Here is a 26,427-nt window from a genome sequence, read left to right on the forward strand (position 1 = left end):
AAGTGGATCAGCATCGCCGATCAACGTCGTGCAATCTGCGTGGCGCTCAGCGCGCCATGCCGCCGGCATGCAGACCGGCGGCATGCCTGCATGGCGTGTCTTGCCGAACATGCCTGCGCTGAGTGAAAGACGCATCGCGCATTGGATCAACCCGCCACTGCTGCGGCAGCACGTGCATTGGCACGGCTGCCGCAGGTCATCAAGCGGCCCTGCGTTCGATCGCCGGCAGCAGGCGCTGGCGTAGCGTCAACGCCGCCAGGTCCAACGTTTCGCCGGCAGCGCGCAAGACGCTGCCCATATTGATGAAGCCGTGGATCATGCCCGGGAAGCTATGCAGGGTGACTTCCACACCCGCAGCACGCAGGCGGTCGGCATAGGCGCAGCCTTCGTCGTAGAGCATGTCGCGGTCGCAGACCACGACCAATGCCGGCGCAACACCGGCGACATCCGGCGCCAGCATCGGTGAGACACGCCAGTCGTTGGCAACCGCCATATCGGGCAGCAGATGGCGGTTGAAGAAGTCCACTGCCGCCGCAGTCAACGGCGGCAGCCCGGCGTTGAGCGAGCGCGATGGATACACGCCGCTGTCCTGGCGTGCGTCGGTGAGCGGATAGACCAGTAGCTGGCAACGCAAGGCAATTCCGGCATCGCGTGCAGCCAACGCGGCAACCGCGGCCATGGCGCCGCCGATACTGTCGCCGATGATGGCAAGCCGCTGCACATCGGCGCCAACCGTGTCGGGGTGGGCAACCAGCCAATGCAACGTCGCGATGACATCTTCTACGCCGGCCGGCGCCGGATGCTCGGGGGCGAGACGGTAGTGGATCGCCAGCACCTGACAACCAGCACGCGCCGCCAGTTGCCGGCACACATCGTCATGCGACTCCAGATCGCCGACCAGACCGCCGCCGCCGTGCACGAACAGGCAGGTCGGAGCTGGGCCGGCCGCCAGCCCCGTGGGGCGATACAAGCGCAACGGCACGGCACCGGTGGCGGCATCGGCCTGCAGATCGCGCACCTCGGCCATCTCTATGCGCGGGAAACCGAACTGCGCGCCCACCGCGCGCATCATCGCGCGTGCGCCTTCGATCGGCAGGGTTTCCATGGGCGGCTGCGCCGCCTCTTGAAGCTGGGCGAACAGGCGCAAGACATCAGGATCAAACGACATGGCGAACTCTCCGATAACCAGTTGTCGAGCTTGCCAGATTGTTATGAACCATCACTATTCAAATCGTGAACTAGTACTTCACGACTTGGTCGGACTGCCGCGAACGACCGCAAAAACCCCACAATTCCTGTGCGATATGGCCCCGACGGCACACGTTGGGGGACGAGCGCCGGTGCCTGCGCAACGCCCCGCCGGCTGGATATTTGTGCACTGCACCGCAGCGAATGCGCTGCCGACTGCGCACCTGACAGTGGGCACAGTCGGCTTTTGAGCGCGTTTAGTCCTCGTCTTCCGCAGCCGCTTCGCGGCCCTGCTGGCGGATCAGGTTTTCCTGGCGCGCATCTTCGATCGAGGCACGGATGGCGCGCACGTCGGCGCGGCGGGTATCGAACTTGAAGCGCCCGGTGAGCACGCTGTCCGGACGCAGTTCGCCCTTTTCGAACAGCGCCCACATTTCTTCGCCGTAGTGGGTCTCCAGCAACTCCGGTGCAAAGCGGCCGAGGCAGTCGCGCAGGTTGTGCACGTCACGCAGCAGCATGTCGCGCGCGGCGTTGTTGCCGGCGGCGCTGACCACCTGCGGGAAGTCGATCACCACCGGGCCATCGGGCGAGACCAGCACGTTGTATTCGGACAGATCGCCGTGCACCAGGCCCAGCGAGAGCATCTTGACCACGTCGCCGATCAGGCTGGTGTGGAAGACGCGCGCCTGTTCCGGTTCCAGCTCCACCTCGCCAAGCCTTGGTGCGCTGTGGCCAGCGTCATCGGTGACCAGATCCATCAGCAGCACGCCGTGGAAGTAGCCGCGCGGTTTCGGCACGTGCACGCCGGCATCCACCAGTTGGTAGAGCGCATCGGCTTCGGTGTTCTTCCAGGCGGTTTCGGCCTCCTTGCGGCCGAACTTGGTGGCCTTGCCCATCGCACGCGCCTGACGGCTACCACGCACCTTGCGGCCTTCCTGGTATTGCACGCGCGCCTGGAAACTGCGCTGCGCCATGTCCTTGTAGACCTTGGCGCACAGGATGTCGACGCCTGCGCTGACCACGTAGACGGATGCTTCCTTGCCGCTCTTCAGTGGTCGCAACACTTCGTCGATGACGCCGTCGTCGATCAGCGGCTGCAGGCCCTTGGGGGTTTTCATGGACTAAGAGCACCGATCCGGAACAAACCAGCGGCAATTATGCGGCAAGCAGGGTGAAGCGCTTACATGCCCGCGCACAGACTGTGAGCGGGGGCATGCAGTGGCGCAAGCGCTTACCATGCAGGGACCTGTCCGCACCGCACTCCTATGCCCGAGCCCGCCTCCAGCCGTCGTAAACGTCCCGCCGCCGTGGCTGCGGCCGGTAGCGATCGCGGCCTGCCGCATGAGCTGATGCAGCAGATCGCCGCCGCCCAGGGTGACCCGGACTTCATGACCTCGCTGGGACGCGGACTGGTGGTGCTGAGCGTGTTCGCCCAGCACGCGCGCGAAGTGACGATGTCGCAGATCAGCCTGGAAACCGGCATCTCGCGCGCGGCCGTGCGGCGGGTGCTGCATACGCTGGCCAAGCTGGGCTATGTGGGCGAGCAAGGGCGTGGCTACGTGCTGCTGCCGCGCGTGCTGGGAATCGGCGGCGCGTACGCGGCGTCTTCGTCGATGACCGCAGCGGCGCAGCCGGTACTGGACGGGCTGCGCGACCAACTGCACGAATCCTGCTCGCTGGGCGTGCTGGATGGCGACGATCTGCTGTACGTGGCGCGTTCGGAGACGGTGCGCATCATGTCGATCGGGCTGCGCCCAGGCACGCGGCTGCCGGCGTATTGCACCTCGATGGGCCGGGTGTTGCTGGCTGCCCTGCCCGGCGACACCTTGCAGGCGTATCTGGAACGCACCACCTTGCGTCCGCGCACCGATCGCACGGTGACCCAGGCCTCGGCGTTGCTGGAGGTGCTGGCACGCACGCGCCGCGAAGGCATGTGCCTGACCGATCAGGAACTGGAAATCGGCCTGCGCTCGATCGCCGTACCGGTGCGCAACCTGCGCGGGGAGGTGATCGCCGCGCTCAACATCGGCGCCCAGGCCGGGCGGGTGAGCTTGCAGACCATGCAAACGCAGTTGCTGGAACCGCTGAAGCAGGCGGCGCAGCGGCTGGGAACCTTGTTGAGCTAGAGCGGCTCTGGCCGCGAAGGTCAAGTCTCAGCGCCGCCACGCCTTGCGCATGCTAGATGCGCGCAAGGCGCAGCACGCCGCGCCGAAAAGACCTGGACCCGACGCCTTCGGGTTGATCGCCACTTGTTGTTGCGCGCGTGCCGGCTGGGAGCGGCTAACACATCGTAGCGAGCAGTCGTCAGCCGGGTGTGGACGGCGCGCAGGAACGGCGGTGTATGAGTAACACATGCCGCATCGAGCACAGACCGGGCCCACCTGAGCGCTGCACAGTCGTTGTGTGAGCGGCTCTCAGCGCGGCCGGCGCAGAAAGCTCACCACCGCATCCACCCACGCCGCGTGGCTGTCTTCGACCTGCGCCACGTGGTCGGCGTGCGGCAGGGTCACCCAACTGCGATCTTCGCTGCGCAAACGCGCGTACAGATGAGCGTTGTCTGCCTGGGTGGCGATGAGGTCGTCGACGCCGCGCAACAGCAGGACCGGTAGCGTCGCGACCTGCTCGGGTTGAAAGGAGAACTGTTCCATCGCGCGCCAGTCGGTGCGCACCGGATCCGCTGCCAGCGCCTGCGCGACATAGGCCGCGCGCACGCCCGGCGATGCCGCATTGGCAGTGATGAAATCCTCGCCGGCCGCAGCAGCCGTGGTGGGGGCCCGCAATGGCTGATCTGCCGGCAACGCCGGCGCGGGCGCTGCGTCCACATCATCGGGGAAGCCAAACAACACCAGTGCAGACATCGCCTGCGCTTGCTGCTGTGCAAGCAGCAGCGCAACGCGCGCGCCATTGGAATAGCCCAGCAATGCCGGCGACGGCAGTCCGGGATGGGTCTGCGCGACCCAGGCCAGCACGTTGCGCACATCGGCCACCGCACGCGTGGGCGTGTTCCAGCCAGTGCGATCGCGTGCGCTGCCACCATAGCCGCGCAGATCCACCGCGTAAGCGGCATAGCCGGCCTGCGCAAGCGCCGCCAGCACAGAGCGCGTATCGCCGGGTTCGCCGGGCACCTGCAAATCGAAATTGGGCAACGCGCTCCAGGTGCGACCGTGTACCAGCACAATCGTGCCGCGCGGCTGTGCGGGCACCCGCGACCACACCGCCAGCATCTGGCCATCGTCCGCGCGCACGTGCGACAACACAGTGCCAGGACCTGGCTGCGGCTGTGCCTGCAGCATTGCTGTCGTCAGCAACAACAGCAGAAGACATGCGAATCGACGCGTCATGCGGTGTCTCGGGATGCACGGGGTGACCGCAGACCTTACCCGGGTTACGCCGCTGGCGCTGTGCCGGTGTCAGCGACTTGTTCGTCCAGGATCGGCCTGGCCAGCGCAAAGGCGTGATTGGCGGCCGGCACGCCGCAGTAGATTGCCGCTTGCAGCAGCACTTCCTTTATCTGCGCAGGCGTCACGCCGTTGTTGCGCGCGGCACGCACGTGCAGTTTGAATTCTTCGTCGTGGCCCAGCGCGACCATCATCGACAAAGTGAGCAGCGAACGCGTGTGCGCCGGCAGGCCGTCGCGGGTCCAGATGCTGCCCCAGGCGTAGCGGGTGATCAGGTCCTGAAATTCTTCGGTGAACTCGCTACGGGCGGCCAGCGCGCGGTCGACATGCGCATCGCCAAGGACGCGCCGGCGCTCACGCATGCCGGCTTGATAACGTTCGTCTTCGTGCATGGTGTGTCCTTGCAAAGTGGTGAGCTCAATGGGCCTGAAGAAAGCCGAGCACCGCGTCGTTGAACGCGGCCGGCGACTCCAGGTTGCAGATGTGGCGGCCGGGCACCTGGGCGTAATGACCATCCGGCGCGGCATAGGCGATCTCGCGCAAATCAGATGGCGGGCATACCGGGTCATCGTCGCCTGCCAGTGCCAGCAGCGGCAGGCTCAGCCCGTCCAGTGCACCGCGGAAATCCGCCTCGGCCACCGCCTGGCAGCAGGCGATGTAGCCAGCCGGCGAGGTGGAAACGAAGGCAGCAGCGATCATGTCCAGACGCTGCGCGTGGCTGATGGCGAATGCCGGCGTAAACCAGCGTTGCAGCGTGGCATCGATCAACACCGGCAGGCCTTCGCTGTGCACGTGTTCGATGCGGGTTTCCCAGGTGGCGGCGCTGCCAATCTTCTGCGCAGTGGCGCAGACCACCAGCCGTCGCAGGCGCTGCGGTGCATGCAGACCCAACCACTGGCCGGTGAGGCCGCCGATCGACAGGCCGCAGAAATCGCTTTGCGCGATCTCCAACGCGTCCCACAGCGCCAGCACGTCCTGGCCCAGGTCGGCGACGCTGTAAGGACCCGGCGGCGTCTCCGAATAGCCGTGGCCGCGGCGGTCGTAGCGCAGGATGCGGTAATGCGGGGCGAAGGCCTCGATCTGCACGTCCCACATATGCAGGTCGGTGCCGAGCGAATTGCAGAAGGTCAGCCAGGGCCGCCCCTCGGTGCCGTCCACACGGTAATGCAGGCGATGCGTGGGCAATTGCAGATAGGCCATCGAAGCACCGTCAACAGGGAGAAGATCCAGCCAGCACACGGTCGATCCAGAGCGAGGACATACCGCGCCAGCTATCGCCATCGAACACTGCTTGCAGTTGCGCGTGCGTGAGCACGGCGCTCACCTGCGCATCCTCGCCGAGCACCTCGCGCAAATGCCGCTGCTGCGCCTGCGCGCGCAGCGCCGCCTGTTCCACCAGGGCGTGCGCTTGCGGCTTGCCCAGCTGCGGCGCAAGCGCGAACACCGCCGCCTCGGCGTAGAGCAGCCCGCCGTGGCTGTCCAGATGCGCACGCATGCGCGCGCGGTCCAGTTCCAGAGCGGACAGGCACAGCTGCATCTGCGACAGGCTGCCGGCGGTGAGGCAGACGATCTGCGGCAAGGTGTCCCATTCGGCATGCCATTGTCCGGCCGCGCGCTCGTGCGGCTGCGCCATCGCGCTGAACAAGGTGGCGACCAGGCCGGGCACGCGGGTGGCCGCGGCAACGGCTGACACGCTGGAGACCGGATTGCGCTTGTGCGGCATTGCCGACGAACCGCCCTTGCCGGCAGCGGCAGGCTCGAACACTTCGCCCACTTCCGATTGCATCAGCAACACCACATCACCACCGATCTTGCCCAGCGTGCCGGCCAACAGGCCGAATGCGCAGCCGACCTCGACGATGCGGTCGCGCGCCGTGTGCCAGGGCAGCGCGGGCAGCGGCAACTCCAGGGCGCTCGCCAGCGCCTGCGCCACCTCCAGGCCACGCTCCTGGAGCGAGGCCAGGGTGCCGGCTGCGCCGCCGAACTGCAACACCAGCGCATCGCGCCGCAAGGCCTGCAGGCGCTGATGCGCCCGTTGCAGTGCATCCAGCCAGCCGGCGACCTTGAGCCCGAAGGTGACCGGCACCGCCTGCTGCAACAAGGTGCGTCCGGGCAAGCCGGTGGTGCGTTCGCGTTCGGCCAGCGCGGCCAGCTCGGCGCACAGGGCATGCAGACGTGGCAGCAGCAGATCGAGCGCAGCACGCACCTGCAACACCGTGCCGGTATCGATGACGTCCTGGCTGGTGGCGCCCCAGTGCACCCAGCGCGCGGCAGCGGTGTCGTGCGCGGCCACCTGGGCGGTCAGCGCCTTGACCAACGGAATGGCGGGGTTACCGGCCAATGCTGTGGCCTGCGCCAACGCAGCCAGATCGTAGTACCGGACATCGCAGGCAGCGGCAATGGCCTGCGCGGCCTCGGCCGGAATCACCCCGCACCGGGCCTGCGCACGCGCCAGCGCGGATTCGAACTGCAGCATCGCCTGCACGCGCGCGGCATCGTCAAACAAGGCGTCGCACGCTGGCTCGCCGAACAAGGATCCCAACAGCGAAGATGTCGCACTCATGCATTGCATCTCTAGGCGTGCCGGCAGCATCGCACCGATGTGCCAAGGTGCCAACTAGACGAAAGGGCAAGGCGGTTTGCGCGCCTGCCACTGGCGGGGTGATGTGGGTGATGCCACGTGGGGATGGGATGCATGCGCACGACTGGGCACGTGTGCGTGTTGGCCACGATGCGCGCTGTCATTGGTGGGTCAGCATGAGGCGCCACGGTCCATGGCCCGCGACCCACGCCGTGGTGCCTTCGTAGCAGCAAGTACTTCCGCAGCTGGCTGCCACCGGCGCTTCATGCACCAGCGTGCAGACAGCGTGGCAGCCCTGCTGCGGCACGCGCACGGCGTTTCCTCATCGGCATACCGATCAATAGCGGAAGAACACCGTTTCCGCATCGCCCTGCATGTGGATGTCCCAGGTGTAGGCGCCACCTGCGCCTGGTTGGGCAAACAAGGTGGCGCGTCGCTCGGCCGGCACCAGCGCCAGGATCGGGTCGCTGCCCAGCTGCGGGTCGTCGGCGAAATACAGGCGCGTGGAGGCGCCACGCAATAGGCCGCGCATGAACACCAGGACGGTCAGATGCGCTGCCTGCAGCTTGCCGTCCGGTCCAGCCACCCTGCCCGGCTTGATGGTGCTGAAGGAAAAACGCCCGTGCGCATCGGTCGGTATACGGCCCCAACCGTCGAAGCTGGGGTCGTGCGCCTGGCAGCGCGCATCGGCCGCATGCGCATAGATGCCGGCTGCATCGGCTTGCCACACTTCCAGCACCGCATCGGCTACCGGCGCGCCGGCACCATCGAAAATGCAACCGCTGATCTGCACCGGCGTGCCTGCGGCCTGCTTGGGTGCGATCTGTTGGCGATACAGCGGCTCCAGCCCAAGCCGGTAATACGGGCCGACGGTTTGCGACGGCGTTGCATGCAGGCTCATCGTGTCACTCCCAGACCGTTTGTTTGCGGCCGCGCAAGACGATGTCGAAGCGATAGGCCAGCGCATATTCGCTGACCGCATTTTCCCAATCGAAACTGGACACCATGCGTTCGCGCGCCAGTGCATCGTCGACACAGTTGTAGATGGGGTCGTACGCCAGCAACGGGTCACCGGGGAAATACATCTGGGTGACCAGCCGTTGCCCGATGCCATCGCCATGCAGTGAAAAATGGATGTGGGCCGGTCGCCAAGCGTTGTAGTGATTGCGCCACGGATAAGCACCCGGCTTGATGGTCTTGAAACTGTAGCGGCCATGCGCGTCGGTGAGCACTTGTCCGGTACCGCGGAAGTTCGGGTCCAGTGGCGCATCGTGCTGATCGCCTGCGTGCTGGTAGCGACCAGCCGCGTTGCATTGCCACACTTCCACGACGCTGTTGCGGACCGGCTTGCCGTTTTCATCGAGCACGCGGCCAGACACGATGATGCGCTCACCTAACGGCGCGCCGCTGAAACCTGCAGTGAGATCGGCGGCGTGCTTGTCCAAGGTGAGCCGATCCAGTCGCGGGCCGGTGACCTCCGACAGCGTGACCGGCAGGTCGATCGGATCACGCGTGGGCCCACGCAGCCTGGTGGAGGCGTATGCCGGATGCAGATACGCCGGCTGCGTACCAGGCCGGCTGCGGCGGTAGCCGAGCAGCGGATCGGCAGCGATGGCAGTGTCTTCAGAGGTTGGGTCGCGCATCTTGAATCTCCGTCGGCAGTAAGGCGACTAGAACGACATGGGTACGAGGGAAGGCGAGGCAGGTTGCAACAGCTGGCTCACAGGCGCTCGATCGCCAGTGCCACCCCCTGCCCCACCCCGATGCACATGCTGGCCAGCCCGAGCCGCCCGTTGCTGGCTTCCAGCTGCCGCAACAAGGTCAGCGCCAGCCGCGCGCCGCTCATGCCCAGCGGATGCCCCAGCGCGATCGCGCCACCGTTGGCATTGACGTGTTCGGCATCGTCGGCCAGCCCGAATGCGCGCGTGCAGGCCAGCGCCTGCGCAGCAAAGGCTTCATTGAGTTCGATCGCATCGAACTGCGCGATGCGCAAGTTCAAACGCGCCAGCAGGCGCTGGGTGGCCGGCACCGGGCCGATGCCCATGAACGCCGGCTCCACCCCTGCCGATGCGAACCCCAGCACCCGCGCGCGCGGTGTCAACCGATGCGCCTGCACGGCCTGCGCAGAAGCCAGCAGCAAGGCGGCCGCGCCATCGTTGAGACCGGAGGCATTGCCGGCCGTCACGGTGCCGGGCTGGCGAAACACCGGTTTGAGCTTGGCCAGCATCTCGGCCGTGGTGTTGGGCCGCGGCGCCTCATCGTATTCGACAGTGCTGGCATCGCCGCCCTTGCGCGCGGCCACTGCCACCGAGGTGATTTCGCCATCGAAGAAGCCGGCCGCCTGCGCCGCCGCCACGCGTTGCTGGCTGCGCAGTGCAAACGCATCCTGGTCTTCGCGCGCGATGGCATGTCGCTGTGCGACGTTCTCGGCAGTTTCGCCCATCAATTCGGTGCCATAGGCGGCTTGCAGTCGAGGATTGATGAAGCGCCAGCCCATGGTGGTGTCTTCCAGCTGCTGGGTGCGGGCGAACGCGCTGTCGGCCTTGCCCATCACCCACGGCGCGCGCGACATCGATTCGACACCACCGGCGATTGCAAGATCCAGTTCGCCGGCACGAATGCCGCGCGCTACCGTACCGATTGCGTCTAAGCCCGAACCGCATAGGCGATTGAGCGTGCTGGCCGGCACCGAAGAGGGCAAGCCGGCCAGCAACAGACTCATCCGCGCGACATTGCGATTGTCTTCGCCGGCCTGGTTGGCGCAGCCCAGGTACACATCGTCGATTGCGGCCGGCTCCAGCTGCGGCTGCCGCGCCAGCAGCGCAGCGATCGGCACCGCGCCCAGGTCGTCGGCGCGCACGCTGGACAAGGCGCCACCGTAACGGCCGATCGGCGTGCGGATGCCATCGATCAAATAGACCTCGCTCATGCCTCCGCTCCCGCTGCCTGGGCACCATGCGCTGCATCGGTGCGTGCCTGCAGCGCGCGCAAGGCGTCCAGCTCGATGGTGCTGGGCGGGGTGGTTTGCGCGAGGTCGGCAGCGAAGCGGATCGGCCAACCGGTCGCTGCGCTGACCTGCTCGCGCGTTGTTCCAGGATGCAGCGAGGTCACGGTGAGTTCGCGGGTCACGGGGTCGGGCTCCATCACGCACAGGTCGGTGACGACCACGGTCGGGCCGGCGCCGGGGAGGCCGGCACGCGCGCGCGCATCGCCACCGTCCAGATGCCCGACCGTGGTGATGAAGTCCAGCGTCGGCACGAAACTGCGTTTGGATTGGCGAATGATGATGAACACCTGTTTGGCGCTGGCCGCAATTTCCGGCGCGCCACCGGCACCGGGCAGGCGCGTTTTCGGTGCGTCATACGGGCCAATCACGGTGGTGTTGAGGTTGGCGTAGCGATCGATCTGCGCTGCGCCCAGAAAGCCCACATCCACGCGTCCGCCTTGCAGCCAGTAACGAAAGATCTCTGGCGTGGACACCACAGTGTCGGCGGTCTCGGCCAGCTCGCCGTCGCCGATCGACAAGGGCAACACCTGCGGGCGTGCACCGATCGGGCCGGATTCGTAGATCAAGGTGACGTCCGGCGCATGCGTAAGCCGGGCCAGATTCGCGGCAGTGGACGGCAACCCGATGCCGACAAAACACACCGCGCCATCGGGCAGACGGCGCGCGGCGGCCACTGTCATCATCTCGTTGGTGCTGTAGGTGCTCATGCGGCCACCTGCTGCTGCGACTGTGCGTAAACACGCTGAAAACCGGCGAAATCGTCGGTGTCCAGGATATGCGTCTGGATCCACGCCTGGAACTTCGCACGGTCGCGCGCGATCGCATCCCAGGCCAGATAGAAGCGATTGTCGCGTGCGTAATAGCCGTGCGCGTACGACGGCGCCGCGCCACCGGGAACAAGGCAAACCGCATCGACGACCCAGCGCGGCAGGATGCAGGCATTGGGCGGCGCGTCGAGCGTGTCGACGATCTCTTCCACCGTCACGATCACCTTGCGCGCTGCCAGCGCGGCTTCTTTCTGGACACCCAGAATGCCCCAGAGCAACACGTTGCCGCGGCGGTCGGCCTGCTGGGCATGAATCACGGTGACATCGGGGTTGACTGCCGGCGATGTGGCCAGCGTTTGGCCGGTATACGGGCATTGCAGGAACTTGATGCTGTCGTTGACGCGTGGCAGGTCCGAGCCGACGTACCCCCGCAGCACCGCAAACGGCAGACCCGATGCACCGGCCACATAGGCATTGGCCATATCGGCATGACTGTGCTCGCGAATCTGCAACGGCTGCGGCCAGGCGTGTTCCACCGCATCGCGCAGCCGGTGCAGCGAGCCGACGCCCGGATTGCCGCCCCAGGAAAACCGCAGCGCTGCCGCGCAACCGGCGCCGATCAGTTGGTCGTAGATCAGGTCGGGGGTCATACGCACCAGGCGCAGATCGTGCTTGCGCTGGCGAATCACCTCGTGCCCGGCCGCATGCGGAATCAGGTGGGTGAAGCCTTCCATCGCCACGCAATCGCCATCGGCGATCAGCTGCGACACGGCGTCCGCAAGAGTGACGATTTCGGCCATTGCATTCCCTTCCAGCGCAGCGAGCGTGCAGTCACGGTAGGCGCAGCCGGTGGGCCGGTCAATCCGATAATCGGTGATATAAATCGATATTCGCACAATTTCGGCAAACCCGTAATGCACCCACATTGTCTCCGGTGTATACATAACTTCGCTCGCAAGCAGACGCCAGCGTTGCCACGCGCGTCAACTCGTTGCCGGCCGGCGTATGCCGCGTCGCATCCAGGTTGCCTCAACACCCAGGAGTCACGGTCATGTCGCAGTCCAAGCCGCTGTTTCCCCTCAACGCGTGGTACGCCGTCGCCTGGGACCACGAGATCAAGCACGTGCTCAGCCCACGCAAGATCTGCAACCTGGACGTGGTGGTCTACCGCACCACCGCCGGCGCGGTGGTCGCGCTTGAGGACGCCTGCTGGCACCGGCTGGTGCCGTTGTCGATGGGCAAGCTGCGTGGCGACGACGTGGTGTGCGGCTATCACGGGCTGGTCTACAACACGCAGGGGCGATGCGTGCACATGCCCTCGCAGGACACCATCAACCCCTCGGCATGCGTACGCAGCTTCCCGGTTGCCGAAAAGCACCGCTATGTGTGGATCTGGCCAGGCGACCCGGCCAAGGCCGATACGCGCCTGATTCCCGATCTGCACTGGTCGCACGACCCGGCCTGGGCCGGCGATGGCCGCACCATCTACGCCAAATGCGACTACCGGCTGGTGTTGGACAACCTGATGGACCTGACCCACGAGACCTTCGTGCATGGCTCGAGCATCGGTCAGGATGCGGTAGCCGAAACGCCTTTCGATGTCGTGCATGGCGAGCGCACCGTCACCGTCTCGCGCTGGATGCACAACATCGACCCGCCACCGTTCTGGGGCGGCCAGATCGCCCGTCATCTCGGCTACCACGGCAAGGTCGATCGCTGGCAGATCATCAATTTCGAAGCACCCGGCACCATCGCCATCGACGTGGGCGTGGCGATCGCCGGCACCGGCGCGCCGGAAGGCGACCGCAGCCAGGGCGTCAACGCCTATGTGCTCAATACCGTGACCCCGGAAACCGATCGCACGTGTCATTACTTCTGGGCGTTCATGCGCAACTATGCGCTGCACGATCAGTCGACGACCACCACCCACACCAACACCATCGCCGGCATCTTCGGCGAGGACGAAGTGGTGCTGGAGGCGCAGCAGCGCGCCATCGATGCGCACCCGGATCACGCCTTCTACAACCTTAACGTCGATGCCGGCGGCATGTGGGCGCGGCGCGTGATCGACCGCTTGATCGCGCAGGAACAACGCGCGCAGGACCTGTCGCTGCGCATGGTGGGCTGAGCACACCGCATGCGGCACGCCATGCCATCGATCACAGCGACCCATCGCAGCGCCATTCCTGCCGGCACAGGCCGGCACGCCTCATTGCCTGGAGCCCTTCATGCGTAAAGACACCCAGTGGCATCGCGCCCGCGTCGTCAGCATTGCCGATGCCTGTCCTGGCGTGCGCGAAATCGTGCTCGATCCCGGTACCGCCGCGCGCAGCTTCGAGGTTGGTAGTCATGTGGATTTTCGCGTGCCGCTGCATGGTCGCGACGATGTCCGCTCGTATTCGTTGGTGGGCGAACCCCGCGCCGATGGATACTTCCAGATTGCAGTGCGACAGATGCCCGACAGCCGTGGCGGCTCGCTGCACATGTGGACGCTGGCGCCGGGCGATGTGGTGGAGATGTCGCCGCCCAACAACAACTTCCCGCTGGATGAAAGCGGCGAGGAAATCTTGCTGATCGCCGGTGGTATCGGCATCACCCCAATCATCGGCATGGCGCAACGGCTGGCCCGTCGCCATCCCGCATTTCGCCTGCTCTATGCCGGCCGCTCACGCAGCGCGATGGCCTATGTCGACACGCTAGAAGCGCTGCTGGGCGAGCGCCTGCAACTGCAATGCGACGACAGGGCAGGCCCCCCCGATCTGGCTGCCGAACTGGCACGCCTGTCGCCCAATGCCGAGGTGTATGTCTGCGGGCCGCTGGGCATGCTCGAAGCGGTGCGCCAGCACTGGCACGCGGCCGGCCGGCCGCGTGCGCGGCTGCACTTCGAAACCTTCGGCAATAGCGGGCGGGTGCCGGCGCAGGCGTTCGTGGTGAAACTGCCAGGGCTGGGCCTGGAAGTGCCGGTAGCGGAAAACGAATCGATGCTGGACGCACTGGCCGATGCGGGCGTGGAGCTGATCGCCGAGTGTCGCCGTGGCGAATGCGGCTTGTGTGCGGTGGAAGTGCTGGACAGCTCAGCCGATATCGATCACCGCGATGTGTTCTTCAGCGACGAACAGCGCCGCGAAAATCGCAAGCTCTGTGCCTGCGTGTCGCGCGCGGTGGGCGGCAGCATCAGCATCGATACCGGCTATCGCAGCGAACTGGGCTGAATCGGAGTCAGGCCGGCCACGCGTGTCGTCTGGCGGGCGCGGCTGATGTTGCGACTGGGCGCGTAATGCGTGTGCGTTGTGGCGCCTGCGTGCCGTCGGCACCTAGCCGACTGCTTTCGTTGCGCATTGCTGGCAACTCACTGGTTGGCGTTTCAGCACGCGCACATGGTGAAGGCGGTGGCCTCCACCGAAACCTTGCCGAGCTTGCTGAGTGGCCGCATGCGGCCCGGGTACGCGAAAGCCGCAGCGCGGCGCTCGGCATTTTCGCTCAGCGTGCATGGCTCCAGGCCGGTATTGGCCATCAATCGTTAGCGCCCTCTGCGCGCGCGCACCACCGTGTTTGCATCCTCACGCGTATACGCGATCATCTGCGCATGGAGTCGACTCACTACAGGACTGTCCCGGCGCCGGCATTGAACCCGCGCCAGGAGCAATTGGTGGCGCTGGTGCGGCAGCAGGGCTTTGCCGATGTGGAAGGCCTGGCCACGCGCTTTGAGGTCACCCCGCAAACCATTCGGCGCGATCTGACCTTGCTGTGCGATGCCGGCGTGCTGCGCCGCTACCACGGCGGCGTCAGCATGCCTTCCAGCGTCGAAAATCTGGCCTACACCGCACGCAAGGCGTTGCAGGCACGCGAGAAACAGCACATCGCCACGCACGTCGCGCGTTTCATTCCCGACGATGCCTCGCTGTTCATCAATCTCGGCACCACCAACGAGGAAGTCGCGCGTGCGTTGCTGCAGCACCGCGGGCTGCGGGTGATCACCAACAACCTCAATGTAGCGGTGATGCTCAGCGCCAATCCCAGCTTCGAGGTGATCGTGGCCGGCGGCGTGGTGCGCGGGCGCGATCAGGGCGTGACCGGCGAGGCCACGGTGGAGCTGATCCGTCAGTTCAAGGTGGACTTCGGGGTGATCGGCATTTCCGGTATCGATCTGGACGGCGCGTTGCTGGATTTCGATTACCAGGAAGTGCGTGTGGCCCAGGCCATCATCGAGCACTCGCGCCAGGTGGTGCTGGCCGCCGACCACAGCAAGTTCGGCCGCAACGCCATGGTGCGGCTGGGGGCGATCGCACAGGTGCACGACTGGTTCACCGACCGACCGCCGCCGCAGGAACTGGCCAAGGTGCTGGCCGAGGCCGGCACCCGGGTCCACCTGGCAGATGCCGACGGCGGCACCTGAGATTGTTCGTTTAAGTACGTTTGCGCCCTCTGGACGTCGTCTGGATGCCTGGCATCGATTCGTGCATTGAATCGATTTCAGCCAATCCATTGCTTGATCCATCTATAGATGCCTTGATTTACGGGCGAACCGCGTCTTCACGCCCCGAAAAGGTTGAATGTTCGAATATGTTCGGACATGACAACTTAGGTTCGCTTACAGCGCACCTGGACGGAGGCACCGATGGGCGAAACGTACGATCTTCTGGTGGTAGGCGGCGGCATCAACGGGGTCGGTATCGCCCGCGATGCGGCCGGACGCGGCCTGTCGGTGTGTCTGTGCGAGCAAGACGATCTGGCCGCGCATACCAGCAGCGCCAGCACCAAGCTGATTCATGGCGGCTTGCGCTATCTGGAGCAGTACGAGTTCGCACTGGTCGGCAAGGCGCTGGCCGAGCGCGAGGTGCTGTTGCGCCTGGCCCCGCACATCATCTGGCCGCTGCGCTTTCTATTGCCGCATCAGCCGCATCTGCGCCCGGCCTGGATGATCCGCGCCGGACTGTTCCTGTATGACCACCTCGGCGGCAGCAAGCGCAGCCTACCGCGCTCGCGCCGGCTATCGCTGCGGACGCATCCGGTCGGCGCGCCGCTGCAGGAATCGCTGCGCACTGGGTTTGTGTATTCGGATGCCTGGGTGCAGGACGCGCGGCTGGTGGTGCTCAACGCGATGGACGCGGCTAAACGCGGCGCCAAGATCCATACCCGCACGCGCTGTGTCGGTGCCTGGCGCGATGCCGGGTTCTGGTATGCCGAACTCGAAGATCGCGAGGGGCGCCGCCGCACCGTGCAGGCACGCGCGCTGGCCAATGCGGCTGGGCCTTGGGCAGTGTCCTTCCTGGACAACGTGGCCGCAGTGCCCCACGAGCATGCGCTGCGGCTGGTCAAGGGTAGCCACATTGTGGTGCCCAAGCTGTTCGATCACGATCACGCCTACATCTTCCAGCAACCGGATCGGCGCATCGTGTTCGCCATTCCGTACGAGCATGACTTCACCCTGATCGGCACCACCGACGTCGACTACGAGGCCGACCCCGCCGCGCCGAAGATCGATGCGGCCGAGATCCAGTACCTGTGCGATGCGGTGAACCTGTATTTCCAGCAGCAGATCAGCCCTGCCGATGTGGTGTGGAACTACAGCGGCGTGCGCCCGCTGCTGGACGATGCCGAAGACAATGCCGCCGAGGTCACGCGCGATTACCAGTTGGAAGTGATCACCGATGGCGCGCCGTTGCTCAATGTGTTCGGTGGCAAGCTGACCACCTACCGCAAGCTCGCCGAAGAAGCGGTGGACCGGCTCACCCACGCGCTGGGCACACGCAAGCCGGCGTGGACCGCGCGTGGCGATGCGCTGCCGGGCGGTGAACAACGCGATATCGCCAGCCTGCTTGAGCGCGTGCGCACCGCCCGCCCCTGGTTGCCGGCGGCGACCGCGCAGCGGCTGGTGCGCAATTACGGCACCTGCGCCGAACGGCTGCTGGGCGATGCGCAGGATGTGGCCGGCCTGGGCGAGCACTTCGGTGCAGATCTGTACCAGGCCGAGGTGGACTACCTGCGTCAACACGAATGGGCGCAGACCGCCGACGATATCCTGTGGCGTCGCAGCAAACTCGGGCTTCGGCTCGATGCGGACGGACGTCAGCGGCTGCAAGCGTATCTGCAGACGCAGGCGCTTCAATCCGCCGAGCTCGCGACCGTTTGAACACACCGCGTTGCCGGCGAGGACGGGTCGTCCGGCGACGTATCCTGGCGCACTGCCTGCATCACCCTGTGGAGGGCACCCCCGATGAGCACGACCCATTCCCCCTGCGCGCCGACGCGCGTGTCGCAATCGCCTGTGCGTTGCGATGATCTTCTCGCGAGCATGCGCGCATGAGCCGCCAACTCGTGGGTGAGTTGATTTCCGAAGCGGTCGCGATGTTCATCATCATCGCGCTGGGCGACTCGGTCGCGGCGATGTACATCCTCTACGACCCCAGTCCGTATCAAAACGCCTATTGGGGCGTGTGTATCGCCTGGGGCCTGGCGGTGACGCTGGCCATCTATGTCACCGGCTCGGTGTCGGGCACGCATGCCAACCCGGCAGTGACGCTGGCGCTGGCACTGTTCCGCGATTTCTCGTGGAAAAAGGTGGTGCCGTATTGGATTGCCCAGGTCATCGGCGCCTTCCTGGGCGCGGCCATTGTCTATCAGTTGTACGGGCCGGTGATCGATCATTTCAACCAGGTGCAGCAGTTGAGCCGCGAAGCCGGCGGCGCGGCCGGTGTGTTCTTCACCGCGCCCGGTCTTGCGGTCACGCCGATGCATGCGCTGGTCGACCAGATCATCATGACCGCGTTCCTGATCTTCGGCATCTTCGCCATCACCGAGCAATTCAACGAAGCCGCACCGACTGCAAACTCCGGCGCGTTGATGATCGGCTTGCTGGTGGCAACGCTGGGTGCGTCGATGGGCTATCTGGAAGCGTGGGCGATGAACCCGGCGCGCGATTTCGGCCCGCGTCTGTTCGCTTACTTTGCCGGCTGGGGCGAAGCAGCGCTGCCGGCAAAGGACAATTATTGGTGGATTCCGATCGTCGGACCGTTGATCGGCGGCCCGATCGGCGCGCTCGCCTACCAATGGCTGATCCTGCCGTTCCTGCCGGCACGCGTGCGCCACCTGCAGGGCGGCAAACCACCGCTCGATCCGCGCTGATCGCACTGCTGCACGACTGACAGCACGGCGCCGCTGCCGCGCAGGCCTGGATGCATCGGCCTTCCGAGCAGCGGCGTGCACTACCCACTTTCTCGCCGTGCGCCAGCGCCGGCATTGTTCGAGGAATCTCCGATGGAAAAGCAATACGTCCTTGCGATCGATCAAGGCACCACCAGCTCACGTGCGATGTTGTTCGATCGCCAGGGCAAGGTGGCCGGCGTGGCGCAGCGCGAGTTCGGGCAGATCTTTCCGCAGCCGGGTTGGGTGGAACACAACCCGCGCGAGATCATGACCAGTGTCTATACCACCATCACCGAGCTGCTCAACAACGCGCAGATCGATGCGCGCGCGATTGCCGGGATCGGCATCACCAATCAGCGCGAGACCGCGGTGGTGTGGGACAAGGCCACCGGCCAGCCGATCTATAACGCCATCGTGTGGCAATCGCGGCAGACCAAGGACATCTGCACCCAGCTCAAGGAGGCCGGGCATGAGCAGATGGTGCGCGACAAGACCGGCCTGCTGATCGATGCGTATTTCTCCGGCACCAAGGTCAAGTGGATCCTCGACCATGTCGAAGGCGCCCGCGAACGGGCGCAAAAAGGCGAGTTGGCATTCGGCACCATCGATAGCTGGCTGATCTGGAACCTCACCGGCGGCAAGGTGCACGTCACCGATTACACCAATGCCTCGCGCACCATGATGTTCAACATCCACACGCTGGAATGGGACGCGGACCTGCTGGCCATGCTGGACGTGCCCGCGCAGATGCTGCCGAAAGTCCGTTCGTCCAGCGAGGTCTATGGCATGACCCAGACCCAGTATTTCTATGGCGAACAGGTGCCCATCGCCGGCATCGCCGGCGACCAGCAGGCGGCATTGTTCGGCCAGGCCTGTTTCGAGCCGGGCATGGCGAAGAACACCTATGGCACCGGTTGTTTCATGCTGATGAATACTGGCGACAAGGCGGTGATCTCCAAGGCCGGCCTGTTGACCACGATCGCCTGGGGCATCGACGGCAAAGTCGAATACGCATTGGAAGGCGCCATCTTCGTCGCCGGCTCGGTGGTGCAGTGGCTACGCGATGGCCTGCGCATGCTGGGCAAGGCCAGCGATTCGCAGGCCTACGCCGAGCGTGCCGGCGACAACGACGGTGTGTATATCGTGCCGGCCTTCGTGGGCTTGGGCGCGCCATACTGGCGCAGCGACATCCGCGGCGCCGTGTTCGGGCTGACGCGTGGCACCACCAAGGAGCACTTCGTACGTGCGGCAGTCGAATCGATGGCCTACCAGACCCGCGACGTGCTCACCGCGATGCAGAGCGATTCCGGAATCGAACTAAAAGAACTGCGTGCCGACGGCGGCGCCATCGCCAACGACTTCATGGCGCAGTTCCAGAGTGACATGCTCAATGTGCCGGTGCTCCGCCCGGAAGTCGCAGAGACCACTGCACTGGGTGCGGCGTATCTGGCAGGTCTTGCAACCGGGTTCTGGAGCAGCCGCGAGGAGATCGCCAAACAATGGGCGGTGGATCGCCGCTTTGAACCGGCCATGGCCGACGACAAGCGCGAAGAGCTCTACGCCGGCTGGCAGCAGGCAGTGGACGCGACGATGGGTTTCCGCATCAGCTGATCGTTGACGTCAACACGACGGCGCCCACCATGAGGTGGGCGCTGTGATTGGCCAATCATCTGCATGGACGAACCAAGCAGGGCTACGCAATGCAGCACTGCCTGCAGCGTTACTTACTGGCCGCCGGTGCTGGCACGGCCGGCGATGGTATCCGGGTCCCAATGTTCCTTGATCAAACCCTTTTCGATCCGAAACATATCGAACCAGGTGGTGGTGTACGTGGTGCCCGGCTTGTTGGGATTAGGCAAGGTGCGTACCGACACCAGGGTCACCAGATCACCGTCAGCCGTGATGGCCACCAGTGGCAACTGCACGCGCGGCTGCACCGGCGTCGGCTTCACGAATGCGGTTAGAAAGGCGATGAATGCATCTCGCCCATTGGCCACATTCGGATTGTGCTGGATGTAGTTCTTGTCCATGTACATCGGCGCGTACTGCACCTGGCCCGCTTCGAACACGGTGCGCCAGAAATCGTAGACCAGCCGCTTGTTGGCAGTTTCATACCAGGTGGAGCCGAGCAGCATCTTCTGATGGTTGGGATTTGCAGTGACCGCGGTCTGCGCGAACGCGGCCACTGGCGCTAGCAGCGTGACCAACAGCAAGGCACGGGTGAGCAACTTCTTCATGGGGTACTCCTGGGTGGAGGATGGCATTGCGCTCATCGGGGGATGCCAGCACGGTGTTCCGTTGAGCGGGGAATGACGCGTCCTTGCAGCCGGATCTACGCGTCATCGCCACCCTACCGGTGACGTTCGCTCGCCCGCTAGCCGCCCGCAGGTGCACCTGGGCACTTGCGGCACAGGTGGTGAGAAAAACATCACCCGTGTGCTCGCAGCCACTGACGTGCTGCAATGCGCATAGGGTTGCCCCGATGTTGCTGTTGATTGTGCGATTCCTGCAGCGACGGCAACGGATCTGCGACTGCCGTGTGCGGTCAAGCTGTCTTGCGGGAGCGCTGCAGTGCGCTCCTATCGCATGTACGGAGCCAAGCGACATGGAATCCGTACAACCACGCCGCCCACGGTCTTGGGCAGTCGCTACGCGGCCTCGGACAACGCTGCCAACGGAAGGCCTGCGTAATTTTCCGCCAGCGTCGCGCGCCCTGCCTCGCTCCCGAGCAGATAATCCAACTCCGCTCCGTGCAGCCGCGCAGTGAATGCGTCTTCGTCGTCGAAGCGGTGCAACAGCGTGGTCATCCACCACGAGAAACGTTCGGCTTTCCACACGCGCTGCAAGGCTAATCCCGAATACTGCTGCAGCACGCTGGCATCGCCGCTCGTCTTCCAACGCTCGAACAACTGCGCCAGCAGGCCGACATCGCCCAGTGCCAGATTCAGCCCCTTGGCACCGGTGGGCGGCACGATATGCGCGGCATCGCCGGCCAGGAACAGACGGCCGTACTGCATCGGTTCGGCAACGAAACTGCGCAGCGGTGCAATGCTCTTCTCGATCGATGCGCCGGTGACCAGCTGCGCCGCCAACGCAGGCGGCAGCCGTGCACGCAACTCGTCCCAGAATGCCTGATCGCTCCAGGCCTCCACCTGCGCGCTCGCAGGCACCTGGATGTAATAGCGCGTACGGGTGGGCGAGCGCATCGAACACAGCGCAAACCCGCGCGGGTGGCGTGCGTAGATCAGCTCTTCGTGCACCGGTGGCGTATCGGCCAGCACGCCGAGCCAGCCGAACGGATACACGCGCTCGAACACACGCAGGCGCTCGGCGGGGATGCTGGCGCGGCTGATGCCGTGATAACCATCGCAGCCGACGATGTAATCGCACTCCAGCCGCTTGCGTTGGCCGTCCTGCGTGAACTCCACGGCGGGCACAGTGCCTTCCACATCGCACAGAGTCACGTCCTGCGCGTTGTAATGGGTGGGTGCACCGCTGCGCTGACGGGCGTTCATCAGATCGGCGGTGACCTCGGTCTGCCCATACACGGTGACACCGCGGCCACAGCCGCGCAGCAGATCGATGCGTTCGCGCTGACCGTCGAGCGATAATTCGAAACCGTGATGCAGCAGACCTTCGCGCTGCAACCGCTCGCCCACGCCGGCGCGCTGCAGCAGTTCCACACTCCCCTGCTCCAGTACCCCGGCGCGGATACGCGACAGCACATGCTGGGGTGTCTGCCGCTCGACGATGACGCAATCGATGGCGGCGAGCCGCAACAGTTCACCTAGCAACAAGCCGGAGGGGCCGGCGCCGATGATCGCAACCTGCGTTCGCATGCACTGCTCCTGGCCTGGATGGCGATGCATGCAGTGTCGGTAGCCAAACCCGCGCATTGAAGGGATGATTGCGTGCAGTCCTTGGACTTTTCGACGATGGCCATACCTACGACCGGCGCTGCTGCAGTCCCTGCTTTTGGCCTGTATGGCGAGCAACACGCCGATGCCGCGGAGTTGCTGCACTGGGAATCGATTGCCGCCCGCAGCCGGCTGCACGATTGGCAGATCGTCCCGCATCGACACGAAGATTTGGCGCAACTGGTCTACGTGCAACGTGGGCCGGCGACGCTGCAGCTGGATGGGCGCACGCAACGTCTGCGCGGCACGAGCGTGGTGTGGCTTCCACCGCTTTGCGTACATGGTTTCGCATTCGATCCGGCAGTACGCGGGCACGTCGTCACCATGTGCATGCCGCTGGTAAAAACCACGTTAAGTGCTGCGCCGTTGCTGCAACAGGTGCTGACGACGCCAGCAGTTGTGCAGGTGCAGCACGCGCGCAGATGGCTGGATATGGTGTTCGGCAGTATTGCCGAGGACCATGCGCGCCGACGGATCGGCCATGACATCGCCGCACAGGCCGCGGCGGCGCAGCTGGTCATCTGGATGGCGCGCACGGCACTGGAACGCGCACAGGACGCCGCAGCGATCAGCCCGCAGGCGGACCCGGCACTGCGCCATCTCCGCGCCTATCAAGGCTTGATCGATCAGCACTACCGCGCCCACTGGCCGATTTCGCGCTATGCCGATCACCTTGGGTTGACGCCCGGTCACCTCAACGCGTTGTGCCAGCGCTTGGCTGGCGCCTCTGCACTGCAACTGCTGCACCGCAGGATCATGCTGGAGGCACGCCGCACACTGCGTTACACCAGCCTAAGCGTGCAACAGGTTGCCGAGAGCCTTGGGTTTTTCGACGCTGCCTATTTCAGTCGCTACTTCGCCCGGTACGCCGGTTGCTCGCCGACGCGCTTTCGCAACGGGGAGTAAACGTGGCCAAAAGAGCGAGGTCACTCACTCGCTGTGCGAGCCATAGGGAGAATGTTCTGCCGGCTGCATTTAAAGGTAGTACCAGGCCTACACAAGCAACGAAGTCAACGAGGATCGGCACAGACCGTCATCGTGCGAGGATGGAGAGGCCAAGTCAGCCACTCCATCGCCGAGCCGCCTCCATCAGAACGGATACTGCGGCACTTCGTTCTTGATCGTCAGCCACTGCCAGTGCGTGTACTGCTCCCAATCGGCGGGGCCGCCGACGCTGGTGCCGTTGCCCGATGCACCGGTGCCCCCGAACGGATTGACCACCTCATCGGCCACCGTCTGATCGTTGATATGCAGCAGACCGATGTGCAACTTCTCGCCTAACGCCAGCGCCCGCGAGACCGATGCCGACAGGATGCCTGCCGCCAGCCCGTACTCGCCCTGGTTGGCCAACTCGGCGGCTTCTTCATCGGTGTCGAACACGGTGATGTTGATCACCGGACCGAACACTTCTTCGTCGAACGCGCGCATGCCGGGGCGCACGTTGGACAACACCGTTGGCGCATAGAACAGGCCTTCATTGGTGGCACCAGCTTCGACCACCGCGCCAGCGGCGACGCTATCGTTGACGATGTCGATGACGCGCTGCAGCTGGCGTTGGTCGATGATCGGACCCAATGCGACGGTGCCGCTCACCGGGTCGCCTACCGGAAGATGCCGCGCCTTTTCGGTAAGCCGCTGAGTCAGCGCCTGCGCTACGCCGCGTTGGACCAGCACACGCCCGGTGGACATGCAGATCTGGCCCTGATGCATGTAGGCGCCGAATGCGACGGCCGATGCGGCCTTGTCCAGATCCGCATCGTCCAGCACAATCACCGCGTTGTTGCCACCCAGTTCCAGTGACACTTTTTTCAGATGGCGTCCAGCAATTTCGCCGATGCGGCGGCCCGCGGCCGTGGAGCCGGTGAACGCGATCATCGGGACGTCCGGCGATTCCACCAGCGCCTGGCCGATCTGGGCATCGCCATGCAACACATGCAGCAGCCCCTTGGGCAGGCCCGCTTCTTCCAGTACCTGCGCGATGATCACGCCGCCGGTATACGGCGTGCGCGGGTCGGGCTTGAGTATCACCGCATTGCCCATGGCCAGTGCCGGCGCTACCGAACGCAGCGAGAGAATCAACGGAAAATTAAACGGCGAAATTACCCCGATCACGCCCAATGGCAGACGGCGTGCAAGGCTAAGTTGGCCGGCTGATGTCGGCAAGATCTGGCCGCTGGCCTGCAGCGGCATTCCAGCAGCCTGCTGGTAAAACACCACCGATTCATCCACCTCGCGCTGGGCCTTGGGCAGGATGCCGCCGGTTTCGCGCGCAATCAGCAACGTGGCTTCGGCACTGCGCGCCTGCATCACTTGCGCGGCGCGATGGAAGACCGCAGCACGTTCGCGCGGCGACGTGGCTGCCCAGGCGCGCTGCGCCTGTTTGGCCTGCGCGATCGCGGCAGCGACATCGGCCAGGTCGGCCTTGCCGACTTCATGCAGCAAGGCACCGGTTGCCGGCTCATGGACGGGCAAGGTGCCGCCGTGACCGGGCACCCAGTCACCATTGAAGAGACAGCCGTGCCACGCGGGCGTGTCGGTCGCAGCGGCCACTGCGCTGGAAAGAGCATTCATGGTCTAGCCTCCTGCTAAAAACGTGTGGGGATTACAGCGTAGTGGAAGCCAGCCCGCCATCAATCGGCAGGGTGATGCCGTTGATCCAGCGGGCGGCGTCGGATGCGAGGAAGACGATGCCCTCTGCCACTTCGTCGGCATACGCCGGGCGGGTCATGCGCTTGGCGTCTGCCTTGACGCGTTCCTCGCCGAGCATGGCGGCGAAATCACCCAGGATCGGGGTAAACACCGGGCCCGGCGACACGTTGTTGACGCGCACGCCGTGGTCGGCGAACCAGGGCCGCGATTGCAACAAGGTCCACACGATCAACGCTTCCTTGAAGTATTGGTAGCAGGTGTCGTGGGGCACCGGATGCGTCGCCAGCCATGCGCTGCCGCTTTCGAAGCTGTCGGTCGCGGCCAGCTGCTTGTGCAGGTCCAGACGCTGCGGCCATTCGGCGCCCAGGATCGAAGCCACATTGATGATGGAACCGCCCGACACGATGCGCGGCAGCAGTCCCTGGGTCAGATGACGCAGGCCCAGATAATTCACCCGCGCCACCACATCCAGCGGCGCGGTGCCCGGCACCCCGGCAATATTTGCCAGCGCATCGATATGGTCCGGCAATGCCTTCACCAAGGCATCAATGGATGCCGGGTCGCCAAGATCCGCCTGATGAAAACCGTGCAGTGTCATCTGCACTGGCGTGCGATCGACACCGATCACCCTGGCGCCATGGAACCGTGCCAGCCGCGCGACCTCCGCGCCAATGCCCGACGCCACACCGGTCACCACGATCGTCTTGTTCTGTAAATTCATTGCCATCCTCCGAAGGAGCCAGCTGTGCCGGCGCTAAAACACATGGACATACTCGAAATTCACGTTGGTGCCGGATGCCGCGTTCCTGACCTCTACGGGTAGATAGAGGTTGGCGAACAGGATGTTTTTGGCATCAAAGCGCCATACCCCACCCGGCCCTGCATAGAACGCGCGCTGACGGCTGTCCGCGACGCGCTCGTCGTTGGTGCGGTTGTCGCGGAATTGCGTCAGGTAATACGCGTTAACGCCCAGCCGAAGCTTCGGCGTCACTTCCCAGGACGTGGCGAAATTGATCCATCCCGCATCGCCTGCCTGACCGTTCCGGAAGTCGAACCCGGGCGGCAAGTTCGGACGACGCTCGCTGCGAAAGTTGTAGATGTAGTTGATGCGTGCGCTGACTTCCCAATTGGGCGTGGGAAGGACCGTGAATGCGTAGCTCGGAATGAGCGACCAGTAACCGGAACTCTGGTTGAGATCGCGGTCGCGGTCGAACTTGCCAACCGGCGCCACGGTATCGAGTTCGAACCGCTGCGAGAACACCGGTCGCCCGTCGCGTATCACCGGCGGCATTTGCAGATACGGCCCGAACGTCACATCACCCAAGCCGGCGCCATTGTCGCGCAGCGTGGCGATGCTGTTACGCCCGAACGAGGCATTCAGATTGACCAGCGGCACCAGTGCAGTGACGCCTAGCGATCCCCCGAACACTTGATAGGGCGTGACGTAAGCGAACTGGGTCAGCAGCACGGTGGAATCGATACGCGGGTTGTCGAACACCGGTACATCGTTGCCATGGGCATCCTTAATCGCGTCCAACGCGTTATGCCGCCAGTAAGTGACGACCGCTAACCCGCGGGTGGTGCTGGTGAACCCATCCAGAAAACTGGTGCCACCGGTGTTGATGCCATTGGCCAGCGACGCGCTCTGTGGCACGCCATGCGCCAGTGCCGTGCCTGCCGCCCCCCCTCCCAACACACCGAGCAGCGCGCGAACCTGCCACCCTGCGTCCATACCAACACCACGCATCACCGATGATCGAATCACTGCAGACAT

The 26,427-nt window shown here is 64.9% G+C and carries 25 protein-coding genes and 1 other RNA gene; 8 read left to right on the top strand and 18 right to left on the bottom strand.

The window, feature by feature from the left end; all coding sequences use genetic code 11:
- Positions 1-199 precede the first annotated feature (199 nt).
- Together M0D43_RS09420 and M0D43_RS09425 are read right to left on the bottom strand one after the other, a co-directional pair.
- The gene (locus tag M0D43_RS09420) at positions 200-1,168 is read right to left on the bottom strand and encodes an alpha/beta hydrolase (protein WP_252164413.1); all 969 of its coding nucleotides are present in this window, start codon (positions 1,166-1,168) and stop codon (positions 200-202) included.
- Between the two features lie 277 nt (positions 1,169-1,445).
- Positions 1,446-2,306, bottom strand: coding sequence for a PA4780 family RIO1-like protein kinase (locus M0D43_RS09425; protein ID WP_260808157.1), 861 nt, complete (start codon positions 2,304-2,306; stop codon positions 1,446-1,448).
- A 147-nt stretch (positions 2,307-2,453) separates the two neighbouring features.
- Between M0D43_RS09425 and M0D43_RS09430 the strand changes: the two genes are divergently transcribed.
- Positions 2,454-3,314: an IclR family transcriptional regulator domain-containing protein gene (locus tag M0D43_RS09430; RefSeq protein ID WP_260808158.1), complete on the top strand. Its 861-nt coding sequence runs from the start codon at positions 2,454-2,456 to the stop codon at positions 3,312-3,314.
- A gap of 152 nt (positions 3,315-3,466) precedes the next feature.
- Here M0D43_RS09430 and M0D43_RS09435 read toward each other — a convergent pair.
- The 10 genes from M0D43_RS09435 to M0D43_RS09480 form a co-directional block, all read right to left on the bottom strand.
- Positions 3,467-3,542, bottom strand: a non-coding RNA gene (locus M0D43_RS09435) — sX9 sRNA.
- Between the two features lie 60 nt (positions 3,543-3,602).
- On the bottom strand, positions 3,603-4,529 hold the full coding sequence (locus M0D43_RS09440) for an alpha/beta hydrolase (protein WP_260808159.1): 927 nt from the start codon (positions 4,527-4,529) through the stop codon (positions 3,603-3,605).
- A gap of 44 nt (positions 4,530-4,573) precedes the next feature.
- Positions 4,574-4,978 (bottom strand): 4-carboxymuconolactone decarboxylase, encoded by a 405-nt coding sequence (pcaC, locus tag M0D43_RS09445; RefSeq protein WP_252164416.1) that lies wholly within the window; start codon positions 4,976-4,978, stop codon positions 4,574-4,576.
- A 25-nt stretch (positions 4,979-5,003) separates the two neighbouring features.
- Positions 5,004-5,786, bottom strand: a complete 783-nt coding sequence (pcaD, locus tag M0D43_RS09450) for a 3-oxoadipate enol-lactonase (RefSeq protein WP_260808160.1) — start codon at positions 5,784-5,786, stop codon at positions 5,004-5,006.
- 10 nt (positions 5,787-5,796) lie between these two features.
- Positions 5,797-7,149, bottom strand: a complete 1,353-nt coding sequence (locus tag M0D43_RS09455) for a 3-carboxy-cis,cis-muconate cycloisomerase (protein ID WP_260808161.1) — start codon at positions 7,147-7,149, stop codon at positions 5,797-5,799.
- A 355-nt stretch (positions 7,150-7,504) separates the two neighbouring features.
- Entirely contained in the window at positions 7,505-8,068 is a 564-nt protein-coding gene (gene pcaG / locus M0D43_RS09460) for a protocatechuate 3,4-dioxygenase subunit alpha (protein WP_260808162.1), read from the bottom strand.
- Between the two features lie 4 nt (positions 8,069-8,072).
- Positions 8,073-8,810: a protocatechuate 3,4-dioxygenase subunit beta gene (gene pcaH, locus M0D43_RS09465; protein ID WP_260808163.1), complete on the bottom strand. Its 738-nt coding sequence runs from the start codon at positions 8,808-8,810 to the stop codon at positions 8,073-8,075.
- A gap of 77 nt (positions 8,811-8,887) precedes the next feature.
- A complete protein-coding gene (pcaF, locus tag M0D43_RS09470) occupies positions 8,888-10,096 on the bottom strand; it encodes a 3-oxoadipyl-CoA thiolase (protein WP_260808164.1) in 1,209 nt (402 codons plus the stop codon).
- Positions 10,093-10,881, bottom strand: a complete 789-nt coding sequence (locus tag M0D43_RS09475) for a CoA-transferase subunit beta (protein ID WP_252164422.1) — start codon at positions 10,879-10,881, stop codon at positions 10,093-10,095. The genes pcaF and M0D43_RS09475 overlap by 4 nt, the downstream gene beginning before the upstream one ends.
- On the bottom strand, positions 10,878-11,741 hold the full coding sequence (locus M0D43_RS09480) for a CoA transferase subunit A (RefSeq protein ID WP_260808165.1): 864 nt from the start codon (positions 11,739-11,741) through the stop codon (positions 10,878-10,880). Before M0D43_RS09480 ends, M0D43_RS09475 begins: the two co-directional genes overlap by 4 nt.
- Before the next feature lie 251 nt (positions 11,742-11,992).
- Here M0D43_RS09480 and M0D43_RS09485 point away from each other — a divergent pair, with 251 nt between their 5' ends.
- Both M0D43_RS09485 and M0D43_RS09490 read left to right on the top strand, forming a co-directional pair.
- Entirely contained in the window at positions 11,993-13,069 is a 1,077-nt protein-coding gene (locus M0D43_RS09485) for an aromatic ring-hydroxylating dioxygenase subunit alpha (RefSeq protein WP_252164424.1), read from the top strand.
- Between the two features lie 100 nt (positions 13,070-13,169).
- Positions 13,170-14,153 (top strand): PDR/VanB family oxidoreductase, encoded by a 984-nt coding sequence (locus M0D43_RS09490; protein WP_260808166.1) that lies wholly within the window; start codon positions 13,170-13,172, stop codon positions 14,151-14,153.
- 152 nt (positions 14,154-14,305) lie between these two features.
- Here M0D43_RS09490 and M0D43_RS09495 read toward each other — a convergent pair whose 3' ends face one another.
- Complete coding sequence (locus tag M0D43_RS09495; protein ID WP_252165184.1) at positions 14,306-14,455, bottom strand: hypothetical protein; 150 nt, start codon at positions 14,453-14,455, stop codon at positions 14,306-14,308.
- A 54-nt stretch (positions 14,456-14,509) separates the two neighbouring features.
- Here M0D43_RS09495 and M0D43_RS09500 point away from each other — a divergent pair, with 54 nt between their 5' ends.
- The 4 genes from M0D43_RS09500 to glpK all read left to right on the top strand — a co-directional run bounded on the left by M0D43_RS09500 (position 14,510) and on the right by glpK (position 19,698).
- Positions 14,510-15,337 (top strand): DeoR/GlpR family DNA-binding transcription regulator, encoded by an 828-nt coding sequence (locus tag M0D43_RS09500; RefSeq protein WP_252165010.1) that lies wholly within the window; start codon positions 14,510-14,512, stop codon positions 15,335-15,337.
- A gap of 222 nt (positions 15,338-15,559) precedes the next feature.
- The gene (gene glpD / locus M0D43_RS09505; protein WP_252164425.1) at positions 15,560-17,074 is read left to right on the top strand and encodes a glycerol-3-phosphate dehydrogenase; all 1,515 of its coding nucleotides are present in this window, start codon (positions 15,560-15,562) and stop codon (positions 17,072-17,074) included.
- A 170-nt stretch (positions 17,075-17,244) separates the two neighbouring features.
- Positions 17,245-18,066, top strand: coding sequence for an MIP/aquaporin family protein (locus tag M0D43_RS09510; RefSeq protein ID WP_252164426.1), 822 nt, complete (start codon positions 17,245-17,247; stop codon positions 18,064-18,066).
- 132 nt (positions 18,067-18,198) lie between these two features.
- Entirely contained in the window at positions 18,199-19,698 is a 1,500-nt protein-coding gene (gene glpK, locus M0D43_RS09515; protein ID WP_252164427.1) for a glycerol kinase GlpK, read from the top strand.
- 113 nt (positions 19,699-19,811) lie between these two features.
- On the opposite strand, the gene M0D43_RS09520 is transcribed toward glpK, so the two are convergent.
- Together M0D43_RS09520 and pobA are read right to left on the bottom strand one after the other, a co-directional pair.
- Positions 19,812-20,324, bottom strand: a complete 513-nt coding sequence (locus tag M0D43_RS09520) for a nuclear transport factor 2 family protein (RefSeq protein WP_162301000.1) — start codon at positions 20,322-20,324, stop codon at positions 19,812-19,814.
- A gap of 411 nt (positions 20,325-20,735) precedes the next feature.
- Positions 20,736-21,926 carry a 4-hydroxybenzoate 3-monooxygenase gene (gene pobA / locus M0D43_RS09525; protein WP_252164428.1) on the bottom strand — a complete coding sequence of 397 codons (1,191 nt, stop codon included), beginning with the start codon at positions 21,924-21,926 and terminating at the stop codon, positions 20,736-20,738.
- Positions 21,927-22,022: 96 nt separating this feature from the next.
- On the opposite strand from pobA, the gene M0D43_RS09530 reads away from it, so the two are divergent.
- Entirely contained in the window at positions 22,023-22,910 is an 888-nt protein-coding gene (locus tag M0D43_RS09530; RefSeq protein ID WP_252164429.1) for a helix-turn-helix domain-containing protein, read from the top strand.
- Positions 22,911-23,093: 183 nt separating this feature from the next.
- On the opposite strand, the gene M0D43_RS09535 is transcribed toward M0D43_RS09530, so the two are convergent.
- From M0D43_RS09535 to M0D43_RS09545, 3 genes are read right to left on the bottom strand one after another with little or no spacing between them, the layout of a single operon-like run.
- Positions 23,094-24,575: a benzaldehyde dehydrogenase gene (locus M0D43_RS09535; RefSeq protein WP_252164430.1), complete on the bottom strand. Its 1,482-nt coding sequence runs from the start codon at positions 24,573-24,575 to the stop codon at positions 23,094-23,096.
- A 31-nt stretch (positions 24,576-24,606) separates the two neighbouring features.
- Entirely contained in the window at positions 24,607-25,374 is a 768-nt protein-coding gene (locus tag M0D43_RS09540; RefSeq protein ID WP_252164431.1) for a coniferyl-alcohol dehydrogenase, read from the bottom strand.
- Between the two features lie 33 nt (positions 25,375-25,407).
- Positions 25,408-26,400, bottom strand: coding sequence for a SphA family protein (locus tag M0D43_RS09545; protein WP_260808256.1), 993 nt, complete (start codon positions 26,398-26,400; stop codon positions 25,408-25,410).
- Between the last annotated feature and the right edge of the window lie 27 nt (positions 26,401-26,427).

This window comes from Xanthomonas prunicola (genome assembly GCF_025266575.1).
Taxonomy (GTDB): Bacteria; Pseudomonadota; Gammaproteobacteria; order Xanthomonadales; family Xanthomonadaceae; genus Xanthomonas; species Xanthomonas prunicola.